The sequence below is a fragment of the Bdellovibrio sp. HCB290 genome (genome assembly GCF_047305925.1).
Taxonomy (GTDB): domain Bacteria; phylum Bdellovibrionota; class Bdellovibrionia; order Bdellovibrionales; family Bdellovibrionaceae; genus Bdellovibrio.
Genome location: NZ_CP178620.1, coordinates 953,335 through 978,582, shown reverse-complemented (window position 1 = coordinate 978,582; position 25,248 = coordinate 953,335). Strand labels below are relative to the sequence as shown.

Below are 25,248 nucleotides of genomic sequence, written 5' to 3'. Positions count from 1 at the left end.
CTCAAGACTGATCTCTGAGATACACTAGATCCGAAGAACATTCACGATTACATCCATCCCTGCTTTTGAAAGATCCCTTTACAGTCTTTTTCAGAAATAAACTTCACAAACTCCTGCGCGAGTTCCTTCTGTTTTGTACCTTTAGACAGGGCCGTGCCCATAGACCGGTAAATGGTTAAGTCCTTTTCGGTCGGGATTATTTTGGCGCTTTCCACGTTGCGTGTGCCCCAAATATTGAAAACCAGCCAGGCCTCGATGCTGGGATCTTCTTTCCACTTTTTGTCGGCTTCACCGGTGTTCTTGGCTTCATAGACGATATTCCCGCGGAAACTATTTAAGGCCTTCGCACTTTTCATGCGTCCGACGATATCCTCCCACATCCCAATTTGCCCGGCACCGTTTACCACCATCACTTTGATTTTGCGATCAACCAGATCTTTCACGCCTTTGATTTTCAGGGGATTGCCTGGTCTAACCAAAATCGCCGACGGCCGAATGTAGTGAGTTTGAATGGTCGAACTATCCAGATTGCTGATCTTATCTTTGAAGGAATCCATCATATTTTCTGAACCCGAGTAGAATACATCGGCCTTTTCAATATCTGCCTGCCAACTATCCATCGGTCCGGCTTTGACCTGGACATCGACTTTCTTGGCGGTCGAGAACACACTGGCACACTCTTTCATTGCTGGTGCCGGCCCACCAGGCCCCAAAACTATCAAGGTACCTGTCACCTGTGCCTGAGTTGAAAAACCGGAAATAAATACTGCCGTTGTTAATAGAAACTTAAACATGTCATTTTCCCCCAAAATAATTTAAGTCAACATTCCCCAAGTCTGAAGCAAATCACTATCCCGATGCCAGCGCTCGCCAATATCGGTTCGGTAAAACATATTGGGGATCTGGATGTTTTTGATTTTGGAGTATGCCTCTTTACGAGCATCCTCCATCGTCGATCCTGCCCCGGATACCACCACTGAATATCCCGAGGTCCCCGTTAACAACCACTCCCCGTCGACGCGTTTCACTTCACAGGGATAAACGCCGTCTGACATGGGCTTTTTAAAAACCACGGGAGCGTCCTCGGAAAACTTTTTGAAGGTGCTATCGTCACTAAACGGAAACGGCGGCACCGCGACCACCACCGCAAGCTGTAAGCCCTTCTTAGTGCGCAACTGAAAATCCTGCCCTGCTGCCAGGGCGTACATGAATTCACCCCACTTCGACAGAATTCCTTCTAGCTGCAAATTCAAAGTCGGATACCCGAAGCGAGGTGTAAACTCTAATGGATACACACCGCGAGAATTCACAATACAGTTGATATCAAAGTATCCGACATAGCCCGCGATGCGAGATTCCATCTTCTGCAAGGTTTCGCGAAAAAGTTTGGTATCTTCTGCCCAGAACCCCGTGGTGCCCATCTCGCCCGTCGAGGGACCGATGTCACCATTCATTAGTTTTTTATGTTCAAAATTAATAAGCGCTGGTAGAATGAACTTCTTGCCGTTAAAGAAAGCCCCGACCGCGACTTCCACGCCAGATACAAACTTTTGAATTTGAAAGCTGCGAATCTTGCGCCCCCAGCCCTTGCGATAGCGCTCAAGGATCGTGATGACGTCTTTGCCGTCCTCTTCCTGGCCCACGTAAGATAGCACTTTATCATTCTGCGCTTTACCACTGGGCTTAACGACGTAGCGACCGGGAGTATTCTTAATAAACTGGATCGCACTGTCAAAATCCTGGAACTCCCATGACGGAATTTTAGTCAGTCCCGCAGCTTTCATTTCTTCCGAACCAAACTCCCGATCAAATTCCAGTTTGTCAGAGTACTTGGTGCCGCCAACGACCTTATGACCTTCTTTACGAAGGCGTTCGCAAATATCCCCGAAATCAGAGTCATCGAAGATGATCGCATCGGCCCAGGATTTATGTTCTTCCCAGTTATCTACTTTTTCGACAAAGCCGTCGCCGACTTCTTTTTCGGTTTTCGAAAGGACCGTGTATTTGACCTCGTGGCCTTCTTTTATGATTTGCGAAGCCAGAGCATGAAGTGAAGACCAACGGGTGACGAATAGAAATTTCATCCCCGTATTGTAAAACGATTCAGAGGAAAAATAGGCCTCGAGGTTTCTGTTTCTTAACACTTCAAGGCCGGGCTACGAACCGCTTACCAGCAATCGATAATGTTCATGTGTCTCTCGCCGACCACAAAGTGCATAAGGGGTTCCTTGCGGCTGAGCTTCTTCAGACACTTCTCGGCTTTTGGCAATTCGGATTCGCTGTAGAGACTTTCAAGCCAACGAGATCCATAGTAGACGGTTTGAGTGGTCAGGATCGGATCAGCAACAAAAACCCTGAAAACCGGCATATTCTTTACGTTAATCGCACTATCATGGGCAACATAAACCATCTCTGTCGGTTCCAAATCCATCTTTGTACCTGCAACGCGGCCTTCTATTTCCCATACACTTTTCGGCAAGTCGATTTGATGATAAATATTTGCGACCGCAGGCGGTATCAAAGTCAACTTCTCTGCAGCAGCCCAACGGCCGGAAATAGTATAATTGGAATCATCTACCTCACAAAATCTTAAGTACTCGTGAAGCACCAGTGTCTTTTTTTGAGCGACAGTGAGTTTTTTCCAGTTTTGCGAGGACAACACAATAACTTTCTTTGAAAGACTGTTGATGGCGTGGCGCTCGGTACCGTTTAGAACCAAGCGATCATTAGTGGCGATGATTTTAACATCGCGGACCGCTACATCGAGCTTGTCCGTGTTGATTTCGGAGTTAGCGAAGCCACGTAAAGTTGTCAGAAGGTATTGTCCAATAGATTTAAACTCTGCCTCGTAGGTGTTTCCGCCACCTAGATCTTGTCCGCCCTGCAGATAATTTCTAATTTTCATTCCTTTGATTTCCTGCCATCGGTCCTTTTCCAAGCGGAAGATTTCCAATGTCTTTTGCTCATCATCGTTGTCCAATACAGATTTATTAACTTGGATCGTATCCACTGACGAATCCGCATTAAGGCTATTTGCTGCCGGTGGCAGATTGTGAGCCTTAAAACTCATAGATTCATTGGAATAGGCGAAAAATGGCAGCCCCATGGCTATTAGTTGAGCAAGGAAGATGACTTTATATTTTGTCGTTTTGCGCATATTTGCTCCCGTGGCAATAGCCAGAGTAAATCGTTCTCGACCAGTCTGAATTTCACTATCTATGCCAAAGCACTGTCTCAAAATGAGACTGATCAAGAGTTGTCAGATAAAACCGTTAAGTAAACCATGAGCATTTTTGACTATACAGACTATCGTGAGTTCCTGAAGGTTTACATTGAAAACCAACCCCGCAAAGGCTGGGGCATCATCAGTAAATTCGCAGAAGAATTGGACATGAGCCAAGCCCATGTCAGTCAGGTGCTCGCCGGCCAAAAAGATTTTTCACTGGAGCAGGCTTACAAACTTTGTAAGTTTCTAAAGCTTACGGCCCTGGAGTCTGACTACCTCATCCAAATAGTGCAATTCTCAAGAGCCGGAACCACTGACCTTAAACAGTTCTTTAAAGCCAAGCTTGATTCATTGAAGATCGAGGCGCTGAAAGTCAAAAATCACATGAGTGGCTTTTTGCCCCTGACTGAAAGCGAAATGAACCTCTTCTATTCGAGCTGGCTTTACTCAGCAATTCGCATGCATTGCTCGATCGGCAAAGGTGCTACCTTTGAAAATATCGTCAACAAGTTCAATGTCGCACCTAAAGACCTCACCAGCATGCTGGCATTTATGACAGAAAAAGGCCTTCTGGAAAAAGAAGGCGTTCTCTATCGACTGGGCGCCCAACGCACTTTGGTTTCAAAAGGTTCACCGCAAAATCTGATGCATTCCAAAAACTGGCGACTGCAAAGTATCAGCCGCAGCGAGAAGGCTCGCGAAGGTGATATTTTCCTGACGTCTCCGATGTCGCTGTCAAAAGCAGACTTCGAAATCATCCGTAATGAGCTTCTGGAAGTGATCAAAAACGTTTCAAAGCGCGTGGCCGACTCCCCAGCCGAAGAAGTCGTCTGCCTGAATATTGATCTCTTTGAAGTTTAAAGCTTAATCAAAGCACAAAGGTAGTCAGTTCCCACCTCTTTAATCACTTCAGGTGCCTGGTATTTTTCGCAGACAATCCCATCTTCACCTTCGGAAAGCTTGTTCGAAGAAGTATTTGTTAGGTTCTGCAATTTATATTTTGTTACCGGACCGTATGACTTTGCAGAGTATACAGTTCTTTCGCGTGAGTCCATGGAGTCGTACATCGCCTTGGCTTCGGCACCTTTTGCAAGAATAGTCGTTGAAGGTCTGCTTGCAGCCTGAGCTGTGCCAGAGATCGCTGTGAAGGCAAATACCAATGCAAGTACCAAGTTCGTGTTAACTGTTTTCATATAAGCTCCTTGAGGGTTTGTTAAGTTCCGCTTTTCTGAAAACAAATATAGTTCGGGCAAAGGGCAATACCCATATCTAAGATGTTATAAGTTGAAGGTATTTATAACTGCGGAGATGCAAAAATATGTCACATTGGCTAAGCTTTAGACGGGCAAGTAAGAAATCCCTGGCTTATAATTGAATTCGCCGTTCTTTATCAGAACGGCGCTTTGGGGGTTTTGACTATTTGAATTTTACTTCAGAGATGACGTAGTTGTTGTCCAAGCGAACTTCCGCTGTCACGAATTTATCTTTGTAAGAGAACTCGCCGTCTTTATAGATCACGGCAACCACATTAAAAGAAATCTTATAGAAGTATTCCGACACTTTTGCCAATTTAATGTCAGTTGGTGGGTTGTTCACGTAAGTGATGTCGTAAGTGACACTGTTTTGACCATCGCGACCCGCTTGAGCTTCGCTGGAGTCTGAAATCGTGAAGATAATGCGACTCATGCCCGCGGCTCCGCCAGCGAATACCGTCAACAAATTAGCTGTCACATCATGGTTAGGAAGAACAACCGGGATGCTGCTGACAATGTTTGCTGCTGATACACGGTCATCTTCGATTTTAGAGATTTGCAGATCGCCCGAAGAAACCGGATACGTTCGGTAAGTCGTGGCTGGATCCACAGAGAAGAAAGACAGGTAGCGAGCGGAGTGCGTGTACTTGCCTGACTCTTCCAAGCCCACAAGACTTAGGATCTCGTGCAAAGCGATGCCTTCTTTAACACTTTCACTGCGGATTTCTTTCCACTTGGTGCTGTTCACTTTTACAGTTTGCTGAATACGATAGTTGATCGCCACGCATTCCTGAGTTTGGTTGCCGACAGTCACTTCCAGGGGTTCATTGACCACGATCACTTTCAGTTCAGTCAGGTATGGTGTCAGATCCATTTGCGCCAAGCGCTCCATGCCAGGAATGTTGCTTCTTTTGATATTGTTGATCGCGCGGTTGAAAGCTGATTCAAACTCGATACCAACATCGTTACCGCCATTACCTGCGTGGTCTCCGCCAATAATAATTGCGTGAGATTGAAGGCCGAAAAGAAGTGTGGCTAAAATCAATAAATGTTTCATTTTGATTATCCTTTTTTAGATAGAGGGAAAAATTGTACGTTCATTGAGTAAACCTCGCGAGCTTGGCCAGACTTGCAAAGTTTATAGATTCTTTTTTTAAATTTTGTGATTTCATTTTTAACATCTGCCATCTTACTTGGATCAAAAGCCAAAGTAAGTGACGAGACGTCACGCTCTTCTAGAGCAACCGTTTCCAGGGATGCGATGGCAAGCTCCATCTTTTCGCGGTTGTGGCGACGAAGAGCTGCAGACGGAATATCCGTTCCGGCATCCAGGGTCTTACCGGTTCTTTTATAAACCTTCTGACTTCTTTCCAGCATGCCCAACTCCATAAGTCGGGTTAAAGCTTCTTCTGCTGTTTTCTCTGAAATACCCAAGCGTTTGGAAATATCGCCAGCAGATTTGATGGAACTAACCTCAACCAGATTTAAGATTCCAAAGTGATGCCATTCAGCGATCAAGGAAAACACGTCGACATCAAGCTTTGCTCCAAAGTGTGATGTGTCTGATTCGCGCTTTTCCTGGGCAATATTAAAAGGCAGACCCAAGGCTTCCACCACGCGCACCACGTTTCTTGGCGCAAGATCCCTTTTGTTTGAAAGGAACTGCGACAAGGCTGTGGGGCTAACCCCCAAATCCCGGGCAAACGCGTTCTGCGAATACTTGGGATTCAAGCTATAGCGCTTTTTATATGTCAGTCTTAGAATGTCTTTAAGCTGCGTCATGGAGAGAGGTAATATTAGACTCCCCCCAAAAGCGCAATAGCAGATCGAAACATACCGTTTCGACTTAAAACTCGAAATGGCGGATGAGTAGAAAGTACAGGGTCTTGGGGAGGAGAGCCCGAGTACGCTACGGTACATATTTCCGTTATCGATAGCCACTCCATCGGCCTAGGCACCAAGGTGGAAATCTAAAACGGGCTTTTAGCACATCTGTAATCTGACGGTATTTTTCATAGAACTGTCACAAAATGTCTTCGTCCGACATAGTAATAAAAAAGGGCATGCTATGAATCACTTATGGATCCTCACTTTAGTTTCAATACTTTCACTCCCCTTCTCAGGCATAGCAAAGACCGTCAAATATGAACTCGTGATTAGAAATCAAACCGTGAACATGAGCGGCAAAAAGGATGTTGATTTCGCCCTCACGGTGAACGGTGGGATTCCGGCGCCGACCTTGGAGTTTACTGAGGGCGATGATGCGGAAATTACTGTGCGTAACGAATTAAAGAATGCCAATGAAGATGTCTCTTTGCATTGGCATGGAATACTGCTTCCACCTTTGGAAGATGGGGTGCCCTTTGTAAACACTCCACCCATTTATCCTGGCAAGTCCCGCACCTTCAAATTCCCCATTCGACAAAACGGGACCTATTGGTACCATTCCCATACTATGCTTCAGGAACAAAAGGGAGTTTTTGGTGCCATCGTTATTCATCCAAAAAAGGAAACTATTAAAGCGGATAAAGACGCTGTTGTAGTGATCAGTGATTGGTCTGATGAAAATGCTGACAGAATTCTGCGCAATCTAAAAAAAGACGGCGACTACTATCTTTATAAAAAAGGCACTCTTCGTTCGTACGGAGAAGCTGCAAGCCAGGACAAACTAAACAACCAGCTAAAAAACGAATGGACTCGCATGGGAGGTATGGACCTTTCCGACGTGGGATACGATGCTTTTTTAATCAATGGCAAAAGAGAATCACAACTTATCGAAGCCCATCCAAGAGAAAAAGTACGTCTTCGCATTATCAATGCTTCATCATCCAGTTATTTTCACGTCTCCCTTGGGGGTATCCCCATGAATGTTGTTTCTGCCGATGGTAATGACATTGAACCAATTCAAGCTAATGAACTATTGATGGGTATGGCCGAAACTTACGACGTTTTATTTACTGTTCCTGCGCATAAGAACTATGAATTACGTGCCACGGTTCAGGATGGTACGGGTCACGCCTCGGCCTTTATTGGAATGGGGGAAAAGGTTTTGGCTCGCGATGTACCAAAACCTGACCTTTATGCCACCATGGACCATTCCATGGCAGGAACGGATCACAGTACCGATCACAGCAAACCGATTGTGGAGCCCCCGTCACATCAAATGCATCACGGAATGACTCACGGGACGGATCACGGCGCCGGCCACACGGAATCCAAACCTGCAACTGATGTAAAGGTGACCGAATCCCTTACCGTCGATAAAATCAAGGCTCTGACACCGATCAATTCTCCAAAAGACGCCAAAATCCATAATCTTAAACTTGTCTTAGACGGAGATATGCGGCGCTATGTCTGGCATATTAATGGGAAAACGATCAGCGAAGACCGACTGCTGACGGTGAACCCCGGCGAAATAGTGCGCATCGTTTTTCAAAATGATAGCATGATGCACCACCCGATGCACTTGCATGGACACTTCTTCCGCGTCTTAAACGAAAATGGTCAGTACTCTCCGTGGAAACATACAGTTGATGTTCCTCCTATGCAAAGCCGTACAATTGAGTTTTATACAGATGAAGTGGGCCAATGGATGCTTCACTGCCATAACCTTTATCACATGGTTGCTGGTATGGCCCGGGTCATACGCTATTCCAATTTTCAACCTGAGGGTGAAATGTCTCTTTATGACAAGCACGATCACCACTTGGAAGATCCTTGGTACACTTACGGCAAGGCGGAGCTTTCATCAAATCACTTAGAGGGAAACTTTAGAGTCTCCCAAAGTTGGAATGAGTTTTCTGCCCGCGTTGAAGGTGCAAATATTGAAGGAGAAAATTTCAATTACGATTTTAAAGAGCAATGGGATTACGAAGCCGATTTATTCTATAGACGATGGTTCGATAAGTGGACCAATCTTATCTTAGGCGGCACATCGTATGGCAACGAAGCCCACGCAGTAATTGGTGTTGGCTATTTCTGGCCAATGATGATTGAAACCAACTTCATTCTTAACCACGAAGGTCAATTCCGTCTGGATCTCGAGCGCAAATTTCAGTGGACTAAGATGGTCTTTTCCGATTTAGATCTTACTTGGCGTCCTGGAGACCACAATGGCGATCACGAAGTTGAATACGAATTGTCACTTATGTATTCTCCGCGATGGTCTTGGGCTGCGGGTTTGATGTTAACCAATGACAGCTTAGGTGCCGGACTTGAATATCAGTTCTAGGTTGAGAGCATTGAGGCGCCAACTTTAAACGAAACATCCTTTCATTCAAATTGTGAAACACCCAAAACCCGCATCTATGGCTAGTTTTAGGCTTGTGATACTTAGATAAAAGACGAGACCTTCCCTCGATCTTCAACAAATTTATTATAAATCAGCAAAGTTATTTACACTGTATCCTGACAAGGAGAACAGATGCTTTTATTCATGAAAAACACTGCGAGTATTGGTCTATTGCTCACACTTACCGCTTGCGCGGGTTTACCAATAAAACAACAAGTTCAAAGCATCGTCGCTCCGACGTCAGCCACAGATCCCTTAAATATTCGCGCCCAGGCGGACTATCAATTCATCGTCGGTGAAATGTACAGCCGTGAAGGCAAAGCCACACGCGCTATCAAAGAATTCGAAAAGGTCGCAACCCTGGATACGAACTCTTCAACAGTGCACATGCGCCTGGCGGCCGAATACTTAAAAGTAGATAAGCTTCCTGAAGCAATTCGCCATGCTGAAATCGGTGTTCAAATAGATCCAAACAGCATTGATCCACATTTGGTGTTGGCGCGTCTGTATACGGCTGATAAAGCCCACGACAAAGCCATTGCTGAATACAATGCAGTACTTCGTATCAATCCCAAGAATCAAGAGGCCCCGATCCTGATCGGTGCTTTGTATTCTGATAAAAGAGATTACAAAAAGGCCGAGCAACAATACTTGTCTTTGCTTAAAAAACCAGGTTTGGAACGCCCGGAAGAGGTTCACTATTACATTGGTCTGATGTACTTGGATCAAAAGGGTTCTGAAAATCAAGTTTTAGCTGAAAAAGCTATTAAGAAGGCTCTGCAAATCAAACCTGATTATGAAGAGGCCGTGCTGACACTGGCGAATCTGTATTCCCTGCAAAACGAGCGCAGCAAAGCCTACGCTGTGATCCTGCAATTCCAAAAACAGAATGGCTTTCATGCGAAAGTTGCCGAGCAACTGGCGCAAATGTACATCGAAGACAAAAACAACGTAAAAGCCTACGAGCAATTCGATTTGATCGTGGCAAACACACTTCCATCCCAGCAGATGCTGCTAAAGATGGCCCTGATCCTGGTTGAGCAAAAGCAATACAACCAGGCTGTTGCAAAACTTAACGATATTATCAATCAATTCCCGAAAGCGGATTCAGCCCGTTACTATCTGGCAGCGGTTTATGAAGAAACTGGTGATGCGAAGAATGCAATTCGTAACTACACAATGATTCCAGCAAACAGCGAGTATTTCAGCGAGTCGATCGTGCACGCAGCCCATCTTCTAAAAGGCATGGGCAAAATCAACCAGGCCTTGAACGTCACTGAAAATGCATTGAAAGCCAATGCCGACAAACCCCAGGTCTATACGATGCATGCGTCGTTACTGGATGCAAAAGCTGACTACTTGGGCGCCGCCCGCGTGCTTGAGCAAGGCTTAACGAAGTACTCCAAGAATGTGGAAATGCTTTTCCGTCACGCTTTGGTGCTGGATCGTTTGGGTAAGAAAAACGACATGATCGCGCAAATGAAAAAGGTTCTGGAACTGGAACCCGATCACGTGCAAAGCATGAACTATCTGGCGTTCTCTTTGGCCGAGCTAAATCGCAATCTGCCAGAGGCGGAGAAGCTCGCAAGACGGGCTTCAGAACTAAATCCAAAAGACGGTTATGTTCTGGATACTTTGGGTTGGGTTTTGTTTAAACAAGGAAAGTTCGCGGACTCTATCAAAGTGCTGGAGCAAGCTCACCAGTACCAGGCTTCAGCAGCCATTATCGCGGAACACTTGGCGGATGCCTATGCGATGGGATCACAAACGGACAAAGCCAATGCGATGTACAGCAAGGCGGCCGAGCTCACCAAGGATCAAAAGCGCGCAAGCCAGCTTCGCGGTAAAATCCAAAAAATCGTCTTTAACCAGAAACAGACTGATCGCGCTCTATAAGTTAATGTAAGATAAGGCCTTCCGAAGGCCTATCCTTTTATAAACTGGAACGAAAATCGAAAACAAACCCCACTATTTTAACTAGATTCCCTTGAACCCCGGATAATTCCTGCTAGCATTTTTGATATGTGGAATGCCAAATTTAAAAAACTTGTGACCTATACGACCGTACTGTGCCTGCAACCGATGCTAAGCCCGGGCTCTTTAGCTTGGGCCAAAAGAAAGTCTCCGCCAAAAGCGTACAGCTTTATTGCGGAAGGCGGAAAAGCCTCTCAGGGCGAGTGCGATGGGGAACGTAAAATTCCACGCAAACTAAAACGTCTTAAAGAGTATTCCAAAGCGGGTTCCTACATGGGATCTGAACTGCAAACTCCAGAAATCAAAGGCAAGGCTGATGAGGAGATGTGGAAGCATTTCTTCAGAGCAAAACCTTCCTGCAATTCAGTGCTGGCAAAAACACCATCTTCCATCAAAGAAGAAACTTTGAAGGAAACGAAAACAGAACTTCCACCTGAAGAGTCTGTTGAATCAGAAAACGACAGCGAAGACGGCGAAAATGAAGGCAATGCCCCAAGCAATGGCGCAGAGACTGAAACCAGCACTGCACCAGATCCTGAATAGTTATGAAAAGCATTGCAGATCAACTTACAGAGCGTTTCTTTCGTTATTTGGCCGTTAGCTCACAAAGTGATGACAACGTGGCCGCGTTGCCAAGCACCCCAGGCCAACAAAAAATGGCGGAACTTTTAGCCGAAGAGCTGCGCGCTTTGGGTTTGCAAAATATTGTTATCGATCAAAATGCCACGGTGACGGCCGTTAAACCCGGCACTAAAAAAGGTGGACCACGCATTGGCTTCATCACCCATATTGACACAGTCGACGTGGGACTAAGCCCGCACATTCATCCGCAAATTATAAAGTTCACCGGCGAAGATGTTTGCTTAAATAAAAAAGAAAACATCTGGTTACGCACGTCTGAACATCCCGAGATTTTGCCCTACAAAGGCCAAGACATCATTTTCAGTGATGGTACAAGCGTGCTGGGTGCTGACAATAAAGCCGCGGTCGCAGTGGTCATGACTTTGCTTGCGAATTTGACTGACAAGCAACAATACGGCGACATCGTAGTGGCCTTCGTTCCTGACGAAGAAATTGGCCTTCTGGGTGCCAAAGCCATGGACCTTAAGCGCTTTGATGTGGATTTTGCCTATACCATTGATTGTTGTGAGCTGGGTGAAGTGGTTTATGAAAATTTCAATGCCGCGACAGCCGACATGACTTTCACTGGAGTGACCGCTCACCCGATGTCAGCCAAGGGTGTTTTGGTGAATCCGATTCTGATGGCGCAGGATTTTATCAGTCTTTTTAATCGCACGGAAACCCCGGAAAACACCGCAGGCCGCGAGGGTTATATCTGGTTTAATGGCATGACGGCGACTCAACAGGAAGCAAAGCTCACCGCTTCTATTCGCGATTTTGATTTGAACAGCTTTGCTGCACGCAAAAAGAAAATTGAAGAGGCCACAGCTGCCATTCGTGCCAAGTATCCAACCGCTGGGATCACCTGCAAAATCACAGACACTTATTCCAATATCAGCAGCGCTTTAGGTGAAGACCGCAGAGCCATTGATTTGATTTTTGCGGGACTTAAAGAGATCGGCGTGGAACCGAAAGTAATTCCTATGCGCGGAGGCACCGATGGCGCGGCCCTTTCCGCCAAAGGCATTCTGACTCCGAACTTTTTCACGGGCGCCTTAAACTTTCATTCCAAGTACGAATTTTTGCCAATTCATTCGTTTGTAAAGTCTTACGAACTGGCCGAAAGAATTTGCCTGCTTGCTGCAAAATAGCTCCTGGTCTGACTGATAACACAGGTCCTAGTGGCGCTCTTTTTCTTGCGATAACATTTTCGCAAATGAAAAGAGGTCACTCATGTTTGCCGCGAGATATGTGCCCGGACAAAAAGAACTGAAGCTCACTGATGTGCCCAAACCAAAACCGGGTCCCCAAGATGTCATATTAAAAGTGCGCGCGGCCGGCATTTGCCACTCGGACTTGCACGTGCTTCACGGTGAGGTGCCTTACACAGAATCTTTCACCATGGGGCACGAAGCTTGCGGCGAAGTTGTCGAACAAGGAACAGAAGTTCATGATAATTTTCAACCGGGTGATTTATACGCCGTTCATGGCCCCAATCCTTGCGGGCACTGCAACTTTTGCCGCTCGGGTCACGATAATCTGTGCAATGATCCCAGCCGAACCTTTATTGGTCTGGGACAAGACGGTGCCTATGCTGAATATTTGAAAGTTCCTGCCCGTAACATCGTCAAAGTTCCCAAGGGCATCAGTCCCGAAGTGGCTGCGGTTGCGACCGATGCAGTATTGACTCCGTATCACGCTATCAAAACCATGGGCCAAGTACAAATGGGCTCAAAGGTTCTGATCATCGGTCTTGGTGGCTTAGGGATGAATGGCATTCAGATTGCCTTGGCATTGGGGGCGAATGTCACCGCCTGTGATTTGAAAGAGCCCAATCTGAAAATGGCAAAATCTTTCGGTGTGCAGACCGTGATCAATTCACAAAATCTTTCGGTTTTGGAACCTCAATCCTTTGATGTCGTTATCGACTTCGTGGGGCTGGAAGCCACATTCAAAGACGCACAGAATTTTGTAAAACCCGGCGGCACCATTGTGCTGGTGGGCTTGGGTTCAGCGCAAGCGCCGATCACCACGGCCTCTGCCATCACCTATCAGGTGCGTGTGCAAGGCACCTTCTGGGGAACTCATATTGAAATGGAAGAATTGTACGACCTCATTGCTGCTGGCAAAATCAAACCGCAAGTGGAAACGGCTCCGTTAAAAGACGTCAACCACTGGCTGCATGAATTGGCCGAGGGAAAAATCAAATCGCGAATGGCGTTGATTCCGTAATTAGGATTTCTTTTTGGCGATATTCAGGAAGTAAGCGTTTTCGCTTTTCTTGGAGGCCCTGACTTTTTTGGCGGTTTTCTTTTTTGGAGCCGCTGCTTTTGAATCCTGCGCAGGTCCATCAATCTTTAACGGCAAACCCAAAAGAGGATTGGCTTTGGAGATTTCTCGCATCATTTGTTTTATCTGTTCTTCGAAGTCGTCCTGGTCGGCGGGAATATACAGCCAGTCTTTGTTGGCGGGATGATTTTCCAAAAACAGGTACTTTAGGAAAAAGGCGTTCTGGGCTTTTTTTAGGACGGGAAAAATAGCGCCGTTCCAAAGTTCGAACGGATAGGAAATGCCTTTGTGCTCGTAAAGGCCGCGACGCTCGACCAAAATCAAAACGAGCTTCATGTCCACATAATAAGCCATCCCCCCATGCTTGGGGTGACAGTCATATCCTGGGGGCAGAAGCTCTTCGATCCAAAGAAGATTATCAAGCACGTGTTCCATGCCTGATATTATCCCCTACATTTCAGTAGAAAGTCCAAAGAATGGTTCAACTCGGGTTTCATTATCCAACTCACGTTGAACAACACGAACACCCAACACAGTTGGTACAATACGGAAAAGCTTTGTTTCCAGATTCAACTCAGCCCCGTAACTGTTCAAAGGTGACGGATAGACTGCAGATTCAATCTCGGTCGAGTCAAAGAACAAGTTCGCATAAACGCGGTTGATGTAAATCCAGTTTGGAACGTTCCAGTCAGGATAAGCGATCGGGAAAAGATAGTTCGCAGATAGTTTTTTATAATCCGGCACATCTTTATAGCTGTAACCGCGCGAGAACGCGTAACCCAAAGCACTCAAGCCCGGCAGGAAGCGATAAGCCGTCAAAGAATCCTTTTGGTTTTGGTGGTCATAAGTAAAGCGCAGACCGTCGTGATTAAACAGGCCCGGCGTCTGAATCACACCCTTTTCAAAAGTTCTGTAACCCGAGAACGACGAATCAGAAGGTTGTTCTGCATTGTCGTAAGTGATGGTGTAGCTTGCAAGCCACGGCGCCATGATCGATCTTGGTTTTTCATCCTGACTGAAAGCCAGGGTTAACTGTCCACCGGTTTTATGGAAGTAATTGCTTCCCGCAATTTCAACTTCGTTGAACTCGTAGTCCTTGGCATCAGTATATTCCGCATTGCCAGACAAGACCGCCGTAAAGTTATAGATGCCTTTTTTCTTAATAAAAGGAAGCAGCATCGTCAGACCAACGTTGTTCTCGTTCCACTGAGAAATATCATTGGAATCGATGTCCGTAACCTTACGGTTGCGGTCTTCCGCATTCAGCAAGAAAATCGGGTAATACTTTTTAACAGCGAAACCCAATCCCGCGTAACTCTGACCTTCCTGCGCATCAGATCCAACGTTAGCTCCCAGACTTAGAGTTCTTAGGTAGTTGTCAGAACTGATCCCTAGGTTAAATCCACGATCAATTAACAAGCCCCAGTTGTTCGGAACCAGCAAACGCTTGTCGAAATCGCCATAGTCTTCTGGAGTGTATTTATCGGCATTCTTTGTGCGCAACACTTCCTGATCAGCAAAAGACTGCAAAGGGAATCCGTTGTAGTTATCTGACGGAGAATCGCCCAGATATTTGAAATCCACCAGTTGCGCGGCTTCCATTGGCTTACATGCAGACACCGCTACCGTTTGCACCACGGATCCATAAGTATCCATGTTGCTGTAGTAAAGGTTATCACCATCTGACGAAGGCGTGTAGGCACCCAGTTTGGATTCCGTACAGCGACTGACGCCAGCTTGATTCAAGCGGAAAATATCCGTGGAACCCTTGTACTGAGCTTCAAAGAAAACTGCGTTGTTCTTATCAACATACATTCCGTTTAAATTATTACGGGATGCAGGAACCAGAACTTTGTTAAGCTTTTGCCCCTTCAAATCCACAGTCACCATAGATCTGGTACCTGTTTTTGAATTCACCAGAACCACGGCATTGTCGTCGTCCAGATAATTCGCCTCGGCCACTTTACCTTCTGGCAAAGTGAAGCTTTGCAGTTTCTTGCCTGCCAAATCAAACTCGACAAGACTCCACGATTGGTCGTTGTTGAATTCAACAGCGATAATCTTGGTTCCTGCGGAATTGAATTTAGGATTATAGATGCGCAGTCCCCGTGCGATTGTGCTTTTTGATCCCGTATTCAGATCAAGAACCACCAGGTCTGTGGACCCTTTGTGCCCATAACGGGAGTCCGGAATGTATTCAGAGTAGACGGCTTTCCCGTTTCCGAAATAGATTGCCGAGTTCTCTTTGATAAACACCAGCTTTGCAATTCTTTCTGCTTTACCTTGAGATTCTTTGATTACTTCCGCATGGGTGTCCAAAGTCTTCTTCACATAGAAAACACTGTCGCCCACTTTTGTCGGATTGATTCTTTCGCGGTAGTCTTCAAACGCCAAATGCTCTGGAGCATCTTTGGCCCACTTTTTCTTCAGATCCGCCATTGTCTCGTAATAGAAAGATGCAAAGTCCTGACCCGTCACACGTTCGAAGGAAGAATAAAGTCTAAATGGATGCGGAAAGTTTGAAATATCGTAAACGACTTTTTGCCAAACATCGGCGCCATACTTTTGCGTCGCATAGGAAATCAAGGCATAGCCGTAGACATACTGATTGGGAAGTTGATTGGTGTAAGTGCCATTCAAAAATTGATCGTAAGTCGGAATCTTTTCACTTAGGACCAGGGCCTTCAAACGCGCCAAGAAACGTGGTGAACGTCCGCGACCTGCATCTGTGTACTTGGTTTCAGTCCAAACTGCATCACCTTCGAAATACCAGGAAGGCAATGAAAGAAAGATCGCCACCTGTTCGCCGGCGTCTCCCATAATATAATACAAACCTTTGACGGTTCTTTGGTTAAAGTAATCAAACTGATTTACGTGACGATATTCATGAATGGACAATGTCTGAAACCATTCCGAAGTGCCCACTGAAGGAAAATAAATATTGGAGGCGAACCACTCACTGCGACGAGGCCCCAAAGTCACATAACCATTCGCCTGGGAGTTTTCCGCGCGAATGATTAAAGAAAACTGTTTGGGCTTTTGAATCCCGTATGTTTGCCCCACCACTTTTGAGTAGTGCTCGACCAAATTCGCGACATAGACGGATTCCGCCTGAAAGATATCCGGGTAAATAACTTGAACCACATCATTTGAAATTGTTCGCCATTTTAAACCAGGTGCATCCTGCTCCAGATCGATGTTCTGTGCTTGTGCATGCAGAGCGCAACCAAGCAAAGCCATTATCAATAAACTTTTCATTTAAATTCCCTTCATCAACCTGAAGAATTTAAATGATTTGACTGGTGAAATCACGGGCACTGTCGCTTGGCACCCAGCGCCAAACAGCATTTTGTCGTATCGGTCACCCGATTACTTGGAAATCTGCTTCTTAAGATCGACCAGACTGCTTTGACTGACTTTCACTGTCCCGCGCCGTGGGCGATCCAAGTCCTGAATCAAGGCGATGACCAGGGAAAATAAAAAAGCCAAAGCCAGAATTCCAAAACGATGCGATGTTCCCGTTGAGCCATTCATGAAGCCCAAAAAGAAGACTCCAAAGACGGCTACAAAGATGATGATGAAATAAATCATTTCAGGCACCGTGTTATTTAAAACAAAGTCCCACTGCGCACTGATGTCTATCACATCGTTCAATGACGACACAAATGACGGAGACAACGGCGTTACCTTCACACCGGCAGCAGCCACAGTTTCATTCCAGATCAAACTTTGCAACCGGGCGGTTTCCTGCCCGATTCGTCTGGCTTCATTCTCGGTCGGATAGTCATCCATAAGCTTTAAGCGAATATCGACATATTCCCTTAGATAGCTTTTAACGTTCTGCGCGTGCGGAGCTGGTAGAAAATCAGTTCTTAAATACGTGGTCCCGATCGCGTTAGCTTCCGAAAGCACCAGCTTCTGACGGTCCTCAAAGCGGGACACGGACATTGAAAAAGTGAACCCTAAAAGTAAAGCCAAAAGCCCCAGAATCGACGTCGGAAGGACTGCGTAGTTGGCATCTGGTTTTCCAAACTTTTGGCCGAACTTGGTACCGATAAATACCGCCACCAGCAACAAGACGACCATGATGACAATAGAGATCCACAGGCGTGTTTCGTACATTAGCAACCCCGATGTTCGTGACTACAGAATATCGGGGTTTATGTGTGGTGACGTGGTCTAAGTAGACTTACTGATAAAAATCAGAATATTTGTTTTAGCTGATTTTGGAATGCTGGCAATTGAAAGAAGCCACAATGGCCACCAAAGGGCAAAATCATTGCGCGCGCGCCAAATTGCTTTTGCATCCACGCAATATCGGCAGGTTTTGAAAACAAGTCATCCACTGTCGTCACCAGATAAAGTGATTCATTGGTACGAATCGAATCTGCAAAACGGAAAATGCTGGATTCAAAATTAAGCTGCTCGACCGTATAATCGTTGCCATGGCCACGCTTTAGATTCGGCAACAAAAACACATTCATGTACTGGGAAAAGGAATACTTTGCGATCTCCGCATTGCGTGCGTTGCGCTTGTACTTGGTCGCTGGAATTTTCAAGATCCCTGCATCATGCACCTGCTGAGTCGAAAAAATAATCCCGCCCAAGCTGTCATGAAACTCGTTACCGATAAGGTAGGACATTTCCAGGTCAGTGAATCTTTCCTGTTTAAAGATCTTGTCCATTTGCATAGGGTCACGCAGGCTGATTTTACCACTGGTAACCGCACTCGTCACACGTTGCACCTTGAAGGACACATTCTGTCTTTCCTTGGCCGTCATCTGCTTCTTCACATCAGCCAGAGCATCCAATCTTTCCACCGCATACAAAAGATTTGCCGGAGGATTAATAATCAGAACCTTCTTAAAACCGAAAGCCTTCACCTGCTGATCAATCTCGCTGATGAAAAGACTTTGCAGTCCGCCCAGGGAATAGCCCACCAGGGAATAGCCTTGCGGCTGAATGCCATAATCATTGTGCAAAGATTTTGCGACTTTCTTAAAGGCGCCATAAATGTCAGCCGCATCCCGAGGGGTATAACCCGGAAGGCCACTCTTACTTCCGGCTACAGCAAAGCGCCAAGAGAATGGATTATCCACAGTCACTACATGGTAGCCCATTTTAAACAGTTGCTCGGCCAGCAATAGCACGCCCGCTGATTCAGATGTACCACCGGTTCCTGGAATTAGGAAAACCAATGGCGCCTTTTTATTAACGCGCAAACGAAAGCTGTAATTAAAATCCACCGCTCGCTCCATCAAAGGAACAGACTTGCGTGATGGAAGCAAAGTTACCGTAGCACGCTTAAAAGCGCTGCTGCTTTCAGCTGTCACCAAAGTGGACGTGATTGTTGCAGCAAATGGATTCTTTAAAAAATCAGGAATTTGACCGGCAAAAACATTGAATGAAACCAGAGTCACTAAAACGAACGAAACAAAAGACATAAATTTTCCTAACAGAGCACAGGGCCGTCACTGTAATAAGAAAGTTTATTTAAATAGGCAAGGGTTTGATAGTTAGGTATTTAAAGTAGCGCGAAGTTATGGTTTCAATTTGGCACTAAGGAAGCAGTGTCTCGTGAAACTCTTTATATGAAATATCACCTTTACCGTCTTTATTAACGCGGTCGAACTCACTATCCAGTCTGTTATAGAGCTCATCGATGGTGATATAGCCATCACTATTGACGTCTGCACCTGCGCAAATCCTGTCAGCCAGAATCGCCGGGCACAGTTTCTTGCCGGGCAGCTTTCCAGTATCCCCCGCATCAATCTGACTGTAGCGATTTTGAAAATACATTTTAAATTCATTTCGGGAGATTGATTTGGAGTCATCCAAATCCGCAGTCTTGATTGAGTTAATTATGTAACGGGTCGATGGTCCCTTGGAACTGCACCCCACCATTAGCACCACAATCACGATCACAGATGCAAACCCCACGTTATCTCCTTTTAAGTTCCATTCCCATTTACAGTGAGGCTTTTGTCACGCGATTTTGCTGAACCCAGCCCGAGATGCTGGGAACACCAGACCATTTTTCAAGGGTAAGTATTAAACTTTTTCCAAGAACCAGCCGATAGGACAGGTACATTGCTCTCATTGCACGTTTTATCAGGAGTTGATGTATCAAAAAGAGACGAACCAACGACATCATTGTCGTGCTTATACTTATATGCGCTGTCGGCTTCCTTTTCTTCATGAAAGATATGGTCGCCAAAGATCAATGTGAAGAACGTCGCGGATGCTGGGACGAAGTTGAAAACGTCTGTCGAAAAGACGAACCCAACGCTCAATACCTCTGCTCCCGCAAGGCTGCCGAATAAGTCCTTCAGTGATAATGGCCGCCGCTCCAGGATGGTGGATCGCTGGCTGGGAATGAATCATCATCTTCCGCATCCACATCATATTCATGTTGATTTGGTAAATTGCTGATGGCAGGTGTTGATCGGCTTTCAAGCAACTTTCGCACAATAACAGCGGTCGCAAATGCGGCTGCTGAAATCAAAACCAAATTTCTGATTCTCATGAATTCCTCCTTCCAAAAAAGATGAAGTCATCACTCCAATTATAATGGAGTCATAAGTTGTTTGATACGTATCAGTACAACATACAAACACATATGTTATTCATGTTTTTAATCCAATTTGTGATTTGGGGTCACTTATCAAGATATTTTGACGATTCACTCTGGATGTTCCCCAGATTAAAACCGATCAGTTACTCATGAACGTTTTGAATCCGGCACTTTCTTTAAGAAACCAGATAATGAGATTACTCAGATATCTTGGCGTTCTAACGTATACCCTGCTGGCTTCTTGCAGTATCGAGCTCAATATCTGGCAGGACTCCACTTCTGTCTTGTCGGGTAAAGTGCATATGCCGGGTATTACTTCCTCAGCCACATGTCTGGCTGGCGACAAGGTCGTATATCTGCATAAACTGAATCTCAACGGCACTGTTGATGAAACTCCTTTGGCCTCAGTACCACTCGATGCATCCTACGAATTCAGCTTTCCAAAAATATCACCTGCAACTGTCGCAGAAAAATACATTCTTAAATCTGAAGCTTGCGGAAGAAAACTAAGTCGTCCTGTAACCGGATTGGGTCAGCAGGACATCACCTATGTTTCAAGTCTTGTGGGACTAATTCCCTATGTTCAACTTCCAGGAATCAGAACTCTGCAAAACTTTAGCAATAAGCAAATCGAAGACTTAATATCCACAGTGGCTGCCGCGCCGTGGGCCAGCTCATCTGAATCCATCTCTGAAGTTTACGACAGTTTGGTCGCTGCCGGCGGATCTGCCCAACGCAATCAACTGGTGTCAGATTTAAATCTGAATAGCATCACTGATTTAGTGTCCCAAGTGCCGCCCTATATAGACACTCTGACTGCGCCAACCACTTACAATGAAATGAGCGCCGCTACACACACCGTCGTTGCCGCCCACTGGTATGGCAGCTACAACCCGGCCTACGAATGGACTCTTAATGGAGTTTCAGTGGGCAGTGCTGCATCTTATTCTTTTACTCCTGGCAAGAACACCCAAGGCATCAACGATTTACTATTAAGAGTGGGCACTGATGACGGGGGTGGCTTAATTGTTACTACCGACGCCGTACTGGAGCACCAACTTACTTTCAGTATCTTAAACACCTTTCCACCTTTGGCTCCGGCCATCACACTTTCCTCCCCGTCTGTTACTAATTCACTGGCAGCGGTTCTTAGCGTGAATACGGGAGCCAGCCTGATTAACTGTGATACGTTTTCTTTATTTGCAGTTTCGGAAAGTGCAACTTCTGTCGCAGTTAGCGCCAGTGCCTTTTCAGAAACTTGCATCACAGACCCCGCACAAACTGCGAACTACAATCTGTCCCCTGGCGATGGCAGCAAGACTATTTATGTTTGGGCGAAAGACGCTGCCGGTAACATTTCGACGCTGGCGACTTCAGTCACCTTAACTTTGGATACAACCGCGCCGACAGTTAGCTTATCTGGTGTACCGAGTGTGATCTCGGGTGGCACAGCGATGAGTCTTACGTTTTCAGCAACGGATGCAACCTCTGGAGTAGCGGTCGTTAAACTTCAGTACTCCAGTGATAACGTCACTTTCACTGATGTAGCGACTTTGACAGCGGCAAGCTCTCCTTATAATGGATACACGCCGACGGCTTCGGGATATTTAAGACTTTATGCCGCAGATAACGCCGGAAATCCGAATACAACCACGGCAGTGGCGTTCACTTATGATAACAGTCCGCCTGCGGCACCAGTCGTGACTTTGACAACAGCTGCGATCACCAATAATCCGGTTGTTGGGTTGTCAGTGGCAAATTGTACTGACACTGCGATGGTTCTGATTACAGAAACTGTCGGTGCGCCCTCGGCTGCCAGTACCTCATGGGTCGCTTGCGCCACTCCCTTGGTTTACAACCACACCATTACTGGTGAAAGTACCCATACGATTTATGTCTGGGCCAAGGATTCCGCAGGGAATATTTCTTTAACTGCGGGCTCAACCTCGGTCATTTTGGATGTCACCCCACCAACACTTGCTTGGACTGCGCCCACTACAGATTTACGGGTTAACACAACCGCGACGGTCACTTGGCGAGTGACTGATATTCACACCTCTACTTCACAGAATACAGTTCTGGAATGGAGCGAAGACGCAGGTGTCAATTGGTCAACGCTTTCAACTCAAGCGATGCCCGCAACGAGCGCATCAAACTTTGCTTTTAATTATTCCTGGTCAACACCGACTTCCCTTAAAACTGCAAGGCTTCGTGCGACCACAACCGATTCGGCCGGAAATCAGGCATCAATCATCAAAAATCTGATCATCGAATCCGAACGACCTGTCATTGATGCTTTCACGCTGGCCGATGGCGCGACCATTGTGGGTATTTCATCCGTGAATGCGACTTTGGCGGTGACCGCTTCTACGTCTGTGACTTCATGGATGCGATTTTCTGAAACAGATTTTGATGTCAATACCGACAACGGTACTGGCTGGGTTCCGTTTTCTGCATCGGGTATGAGTTACGTATTAAGTTCAGCCCCGGGCAATCACACGGTTTATGCGCAGGTAAAAAATAATGCCGGCATCATGTCCTTGACGAAACCCTACACCGTGCGCCTGGAGCTGGGCACACCACCTATCATCAGAGTCACTTCTCCGTCGGGCTCTGGAACATACTTGCCAACTCAAGTGATGCCGATCACGTGGAACTGTGCCAGCTCCGATGTTGGAATCAATCTGGCCAGTGCGCCGATTTCGAGCATTCAATATACGATCGACGATGGTATCAGCTATTTCAAGATCACTGACAGCACAGAAACTTCACTGGCTGCTTCGGGGACTTACAACTGGACAATTCCTGCGACGACTCCCCAGGGACAAGCGATTTCTGCCAACACGCCGATTCGTGTTCTGGTTGCCTGCAAAACCGAGGGTGGCGTGATCACCACGGCACTTTCGGCAATTCAAAATTCGAGCTGGCAGATTTTGGTCGGTGACCCGGGTAATCTGGAGTATGGTGTGCACATCAGTGCAGCTGATATTTCCAGCTCCAATGGTGTTTTTGCCGATGGCAATTCTAACTTGTATTACGGTTCCCGTCTGCGCCACGCCATCATGAAAATGGACCGTCAAAGCGGTATCGTCAGCGAGTGGTTGGGCAGTATGAGTATGGAAGGTTGCCCAACTGCTGTTTTGGCACAATTCACCGTTCCGCGAATCATCGATATCACGGATGGAGAGATGACGATTGTTTCTGCTCCGTGCAGTACTATCACTCGCGTCAAAATCAGCGACAAGAGCATCATTTGGAATCGCACTGTTGCACAACTTAACGGTGACGAGCGCACGCAGAATTCAAATCCCGTTTATGATGCATATATAAAATCAGGATACTATTACTTCCCGTCTTATCACACCGGAATGGTGCGCGTGAAAGCTTACTACGAAGTTGATCTGAACAATACTTCGAGTGTTCCGAAACTTGTGATTGGCTCCCAGTCAGACTGCACCAGCGCTGCCCCGTCCATTGGCGACGTTGGTGATGCTATCGGTCTGACTTGTCAGCAGGACTACAACGGTTGGATCGCGGTGATGCCTGATCGTAGTAAGGCCTATATCTATCATCGTACGGGTGTGACGACGACCAATCGCTTCAGTATGAACTATAACTCTGGCACCGATAAATGGGTCGTGGCTACGACTACAGCCAGTGTCAGCAATCCTTGCTCGCGCGTGATGTATGTTGGAAACGATACAAGCAAGTATTTCTGTATGCAAAACGTGCGCAGCGGTAATCGCGTGGCCTACGTGGATACAACGACAGGAAACTATGGTGGTACCTATGTAGACCTGGCTTCTTACGTCATCACAGACTTTCAAGCGACACTGGGTTCTTCCAACAACTCGGTTTACGTTGTTTCCCGCGACACCAATGAACTTTTCGAAGTTAAATTCAACACTACGTGGAGTGCCAACAAGATTGGTGGCTCGCCGTTCCTGACTTACGGAAATGGCACAGATCCTACATTGGTGGCTTTCACATCCATTGCTGGACTCGCCTACGATTCCACCAATAAGTATCTTTATACTCGCGGTGTGCGCCATTTACGTCGCATGAAAGTCGACACTACAACAACGCCAGGCACTCCGTTCATTTCCCGCATTGATACCGCTTATCCAAGTTCGATCAGTGGCTTACTAAACACTTACGGAGCCTTGATCCTGAACAACACTGGCAGCAGGATTCTTATGAATACCGGTTCCACTTCTGGTTATAAATGGGAGGGTGTGAATCTATCCCCTGCTTTGTGGCCGGATGGCAATAACTCGAATCTGAGCAGTCTGTTTGATATGCACACCGGCACCAGTGGCACCGTACCGACTTTGGGTACGACATTCAATCGCAATGCAAACTTGATCTGGGATTGGGGTTCAACTGCCACTTATATGGCCGACGATAACTTCTATTTTGCAGGTTATAGTACGAATGCTTACACGCAGAATCTTGCCATCTATCGCTCGCTGGCTTCGACCAGTACCAATGGCATCGTCGCCATTGCCGGCAAAACCGGCGCCGCAGGTGCGACTTCATTTACCGATGGCGCGACGGCGTTAGGTGTGGGTTTTTCCAGAATTTACGGAATGCAGGAAGACTCCAGTGGCGAGTTGATGGTCTTCGACGAGGGCCGTGTGCTGCAGATCACTGCGAAAACAAGTCCGGCTTCACCAAAAATCTATCTGGTTCATGACTTAACTACGTTTACGAACTATCCCACCGGAAAAACCTGGATCGATGCGGTCCATGACAATGCCACGGGATGGAGCTACTTCCTGGCTAATGATGCCGCGGGCGAAGTCACGGATGTCTATGCCGCTCATGATACGGCAAAAACCTTCGTGAAGATTTCAACTTCTGGTTTGGATTTGCCCGGAGTAAAACCCGGTAACCGCGGTAAGGCGTTCTATCTGAAAGTCACTCCCCTGGGCCTGCTGATGCAGGATGCTTACAAGCGACGTATTCTTACGACTCCGCTGATGCCATAAAAAAAGGAGGACCAAGGTCCTCCTTTAAA

20 protein-coding genes are annotated in these 25,248 nt (G+C 46.4%); 8 read left to right on the top strand and 12 right to left on the bottom strand.

Annotation, left to right across the window (positions count from 1 at the left end; genetic code table 11):
* Positions 1 to 47: 47 nt before the first annotated feature.
* The 3 genes from ACLVWU_RS04810 to ACLVWU_RS04800 form a co-directional block, all read right to left on the bottom strand.
* Entirely contained in the window at positions 48 to 794 is a 747-nt protein-coding gene (locus tag ACLVWU_RS04810; RefSeq protein ID WP_413577757.1) for a substrate-binding domain-containing protein, read from the bottom strand.
* 21 nt (positions 795 to 815) lie between these two features.
* Positions 816 to 2,084, bottom strand: coding sequence for a phosphoribosylglycinamide synthetase C domain-containing protein (locus ACLVWU_RS04805; RefSeq protein ID WP_413577756.1), 1,269 nt, complete (start codon positions 2,082 to 2,084; stop codon positions 816 to 818).
* Between the two features lie 83 nt (positions 2,085 to 2,167).
* Positions 2,168 to 3,157, bottom strand: a complete 990-nt coding sequence (locus tag ACLVWU_RS04800) for a hypothetical protein (RefSeq protein ID WP_413577754.1) — start codon at positions 3,155 to 3,157, stop codon at positions 2,168 to 2,170.
* 126 nt (positions 3,158 to 3,283) lie between these two features.
* Between ACLVWU_RS04800 and ACLVWU_RS04795 the strand changes: the two genes are divergently transcribed.
* Positions 3,284 to 4,087: a TIGR02147 family protein gene (locus ACLVWU_RS04795; RefSeq protein WP_413577753.1), complete on the top strand. Its 804-nt coding sequence runs from the start codon at positions 3,284 to 3,286 to the stop codon at positions 4,085 to 4,087.
* Here the strand turns inward: ACLVWU_RS04795 and ACLVWU_RS04790 are convergent.
* The 3 genes from ACLVWU_RS04790 to ACLVWU_RS04780 all read right to left on the bottom strand — a co-directional run bounded on the left by ACLVWU_RS04790 (position 4,084) and on the right by ACLVWU_RS04780 (position 6,261).
* On the bottom strand, positions 4,084 to 4,419 hold the full coding sequence (locus tag ACLVWU_RS04790) for a hypothetical protein (protein WP_413577752.1): 336 nt from the start codon (positions 4,417 to 4,419) through the stop codon (positions 4,084 to 4,086). The genes ACLVWU_RS04795 and ACLVWU_RS04790 overlap by 4 nt on opposite strands.
* Positions 4,420 to 4,642: 223 nt before the next feature.
* On the bottom strand, positions 4,643 to 5,536 hold the full coding sequence (locus ACLVWU_RS04785; RefSeq protein WP_413577751.1) for a hypothetical protein: 894 nt from the start codon (positions 5,534 to 5,536) through the stop codon (positions 4,643 to 4,645).
* Between the two features lie 5 nt (positions 5,537 to 5,541).
* Positions 5,542 to 6,261 (bottom strand): TIGR02147 family protein, encoded by a 720-nt coding sequence (locus tag ACLVWU_RS04780; protein WP_413577750.1) that lies wholly within the window; start codon positions 6,259 to 6,261, stop codon positions 5,542 to 5,544.
* 286 nt (positions 6,262 to 6,547) lie between these two features.
* Between ACLVWU_RS04780 and ACLVWU_RS04775 the strand changes: the two genes are divergently transcribed.
* The 5 genes from ACLVWU_RS04775 to ACLVWU_RS04755 all read left to right on the top strand — a co-directional run bounded on the left by ACLVWU_RS04775 (position 6,548) and on the right by ACLVWU_RS04755 (position 13,597).
* Positions 6,548 to 8,710, top strand: coding sequence for a multicopper oxidase domain-containing protein (locus ACLVWU_RS04775; RefSeq protein ID WP_413577749.1), 2,163 nt, complete (start codon positions 6,548 to 6,550; stop codon positions 8,708 to 8,710).
* A 192-nt stretch (positions 8,711 to 8,902) separates the two neighbouring features.
* Positions 8,903 to 10,666, top strand: coding sequence for a tetratricopeptide repeat protein (locus ACLVWU_RS04770; protein WP_413577748.1), 1,764 nt, complete (start codon positions 8,903 to 8,905; stop codon positions 10,664 to 10,666).
* Positions 10,667 to 10,792: 126 nt separating this feature from the next.
* Positions 10,793 to 11,287 (top strand): hypothetical protein, encoded by a 495-nt coding sequence (locus ACLVWU_RS04765; RefSeq protein WP_413577747.1) that lies wholly within the window; start codon positions 10,793 to 10,795, stop codon positions 11,285 to 11,287.
* Positions 11,288 to 11,289: 2 nt separating this feature from the next.
* On the top strand, positions 11,290 to 12,516 hold the full coding sequence (pepT, locus tag ACLVWU_RS04760) for a peptidase T (RefSeq protein ID WP_413577745.1): 1,227 nt from the start codon (positions 11,290 to 11,292) through the stop codon (positions 12,514 to 12,516).
* A gap of 82 nt (positions 12,517 to 12,598) precedes the next feature.
* Positions 12,599 to 13,597 carry a zinc-binding dehydrogenase gene (locus tag ACLVWU_RS04755; RefSeq protein ID WP_413577743.1) on the top strand — a complete coding sequence of 333 codons (999 nt, stop codon included), beginning with the start codon at positions 12,599 to 12,601 and terminating at the stop codon, positions 13,595 to 13,597.
* Here ACLVWU_RS04755 and ACLVWU_RS04750 read toward each other — a convergent pair whose 3' ends face one another.
* The 5 genes from ACLVWU_RS04750 to ACLVWU_RS04730 form a co-directional block, all read right to left on the bottom strand.
* On the bottom strand, positions 13,598 to 14,089 hold the full coding sequence (locus ACLVWU_RS04750; protein WP_413577742.1) for a hypothetical protein: 492 nt from the start codon (positions 14,087 to 14,089) through the stop codon (positions 13,598 to 13,600).
* A gap of 15 nt (positions 14,090 to 14,104) precedes the next feature.
* Positions 14,105 to 16,912, bottom strand: coding sequence for a hypothetical protein (locus ACLVWU_RS04745; RefSeq protein ID WP_413577741.1), 2,808 nt, complete (start codon positions 16,910 to 16,912; stop codon positions 14,105 to 14,107).
* A gap of 111 nt (positions 16,913 to 17,023) precedes the next feature.
* Complete coding sequence (locus tag ACLVWU_RS04740; protein WP_413577739.1) at positions 17,024 to 17,776, bottom strand: hypothetical protein; 753 nt, start codon at positions 17,774 to 17,776, stop codon at positions 17,024 to 17,026.
* 80 nt (positions 17,777 to 17,856) lie between these two features.
* Positions 17,857 to 19,098: a hypothetical protein gene (locus tag ACLVWU_RS04735; RefSeq protein ID WP_413577738.1), complete on the bottom strand. Its 1,242-nt coding sequence runs from the start codon at positions 19,096 to 19,098 to the stop codon at positions 17,857 to 17,859.
* A 115-nt stretch (positions 19,099 to 19,213) separates the two neighbouring features.
* Positions 19,214 to 19,594 carry a hypothetical protein gene (locus tag ACLVWU_RS04730; RefSeq protein ID WP_413577737.1) on the bottom strand — a complete coding sequence of 127 codons (381 nt, stop codon included), beginning with the start codon at positions 19,592 to 19,594 and terminating at the stop codon, positions 19,214 to 19,216.
* Positions 19,595 to 19,812: 218 nt separating this feature from the next.
* Here ACLVWU_RS04730 and ACLVWU_RS04725 point away from each other — a divergent pair, with 218 nt between their 5' ends.
* Complete coding sequence (locus ACLVWU_RS04725) at positions 19,813 to 19,977, top strand: hypothetical protein (RefSeq protein WP_413577736.1); 165 nt, start codon at positions 19,813 to 19,815, stop codon at positions 19,975 to 19,977.
* 5 nt (positions 19,978 to 19,982) lie between these two features.
* Here ACLVWU_RS04725 and ACLVWU_RS04720 read toward each other — a convergent pair whose 3' ends face one another.
* Complete coding sequence (locus ACLVWU_RS04720) at positions 19,983 to 20,180, bottom strand: hypothetical protein (protein ID WP_413577735.1); 198 nt, start codon at positions 20,178 to 20,180, stop codon at positions 19,983 to 19,985.
* 239 nt (positions 20,181 to 20,419) lie between these two features.
* On the opposite strand from ACLVWU_RS04720, the gene ACLVWU_RS04715 reads away from it, so the two are divergent.
* Complete coding sequence (locus tag ACLVWU_RS04715) at positions 20,420 to 25,219, top strand: hypothetical protein (RefSeq protein WP_413577733.1); 4,800 nt, start codon at positions 20,420 to 20,422, stop codon at positions 25,217 to 25,219.
* Positions 25,220 to 25,248 lie beyond the last annotated feature (29 nt).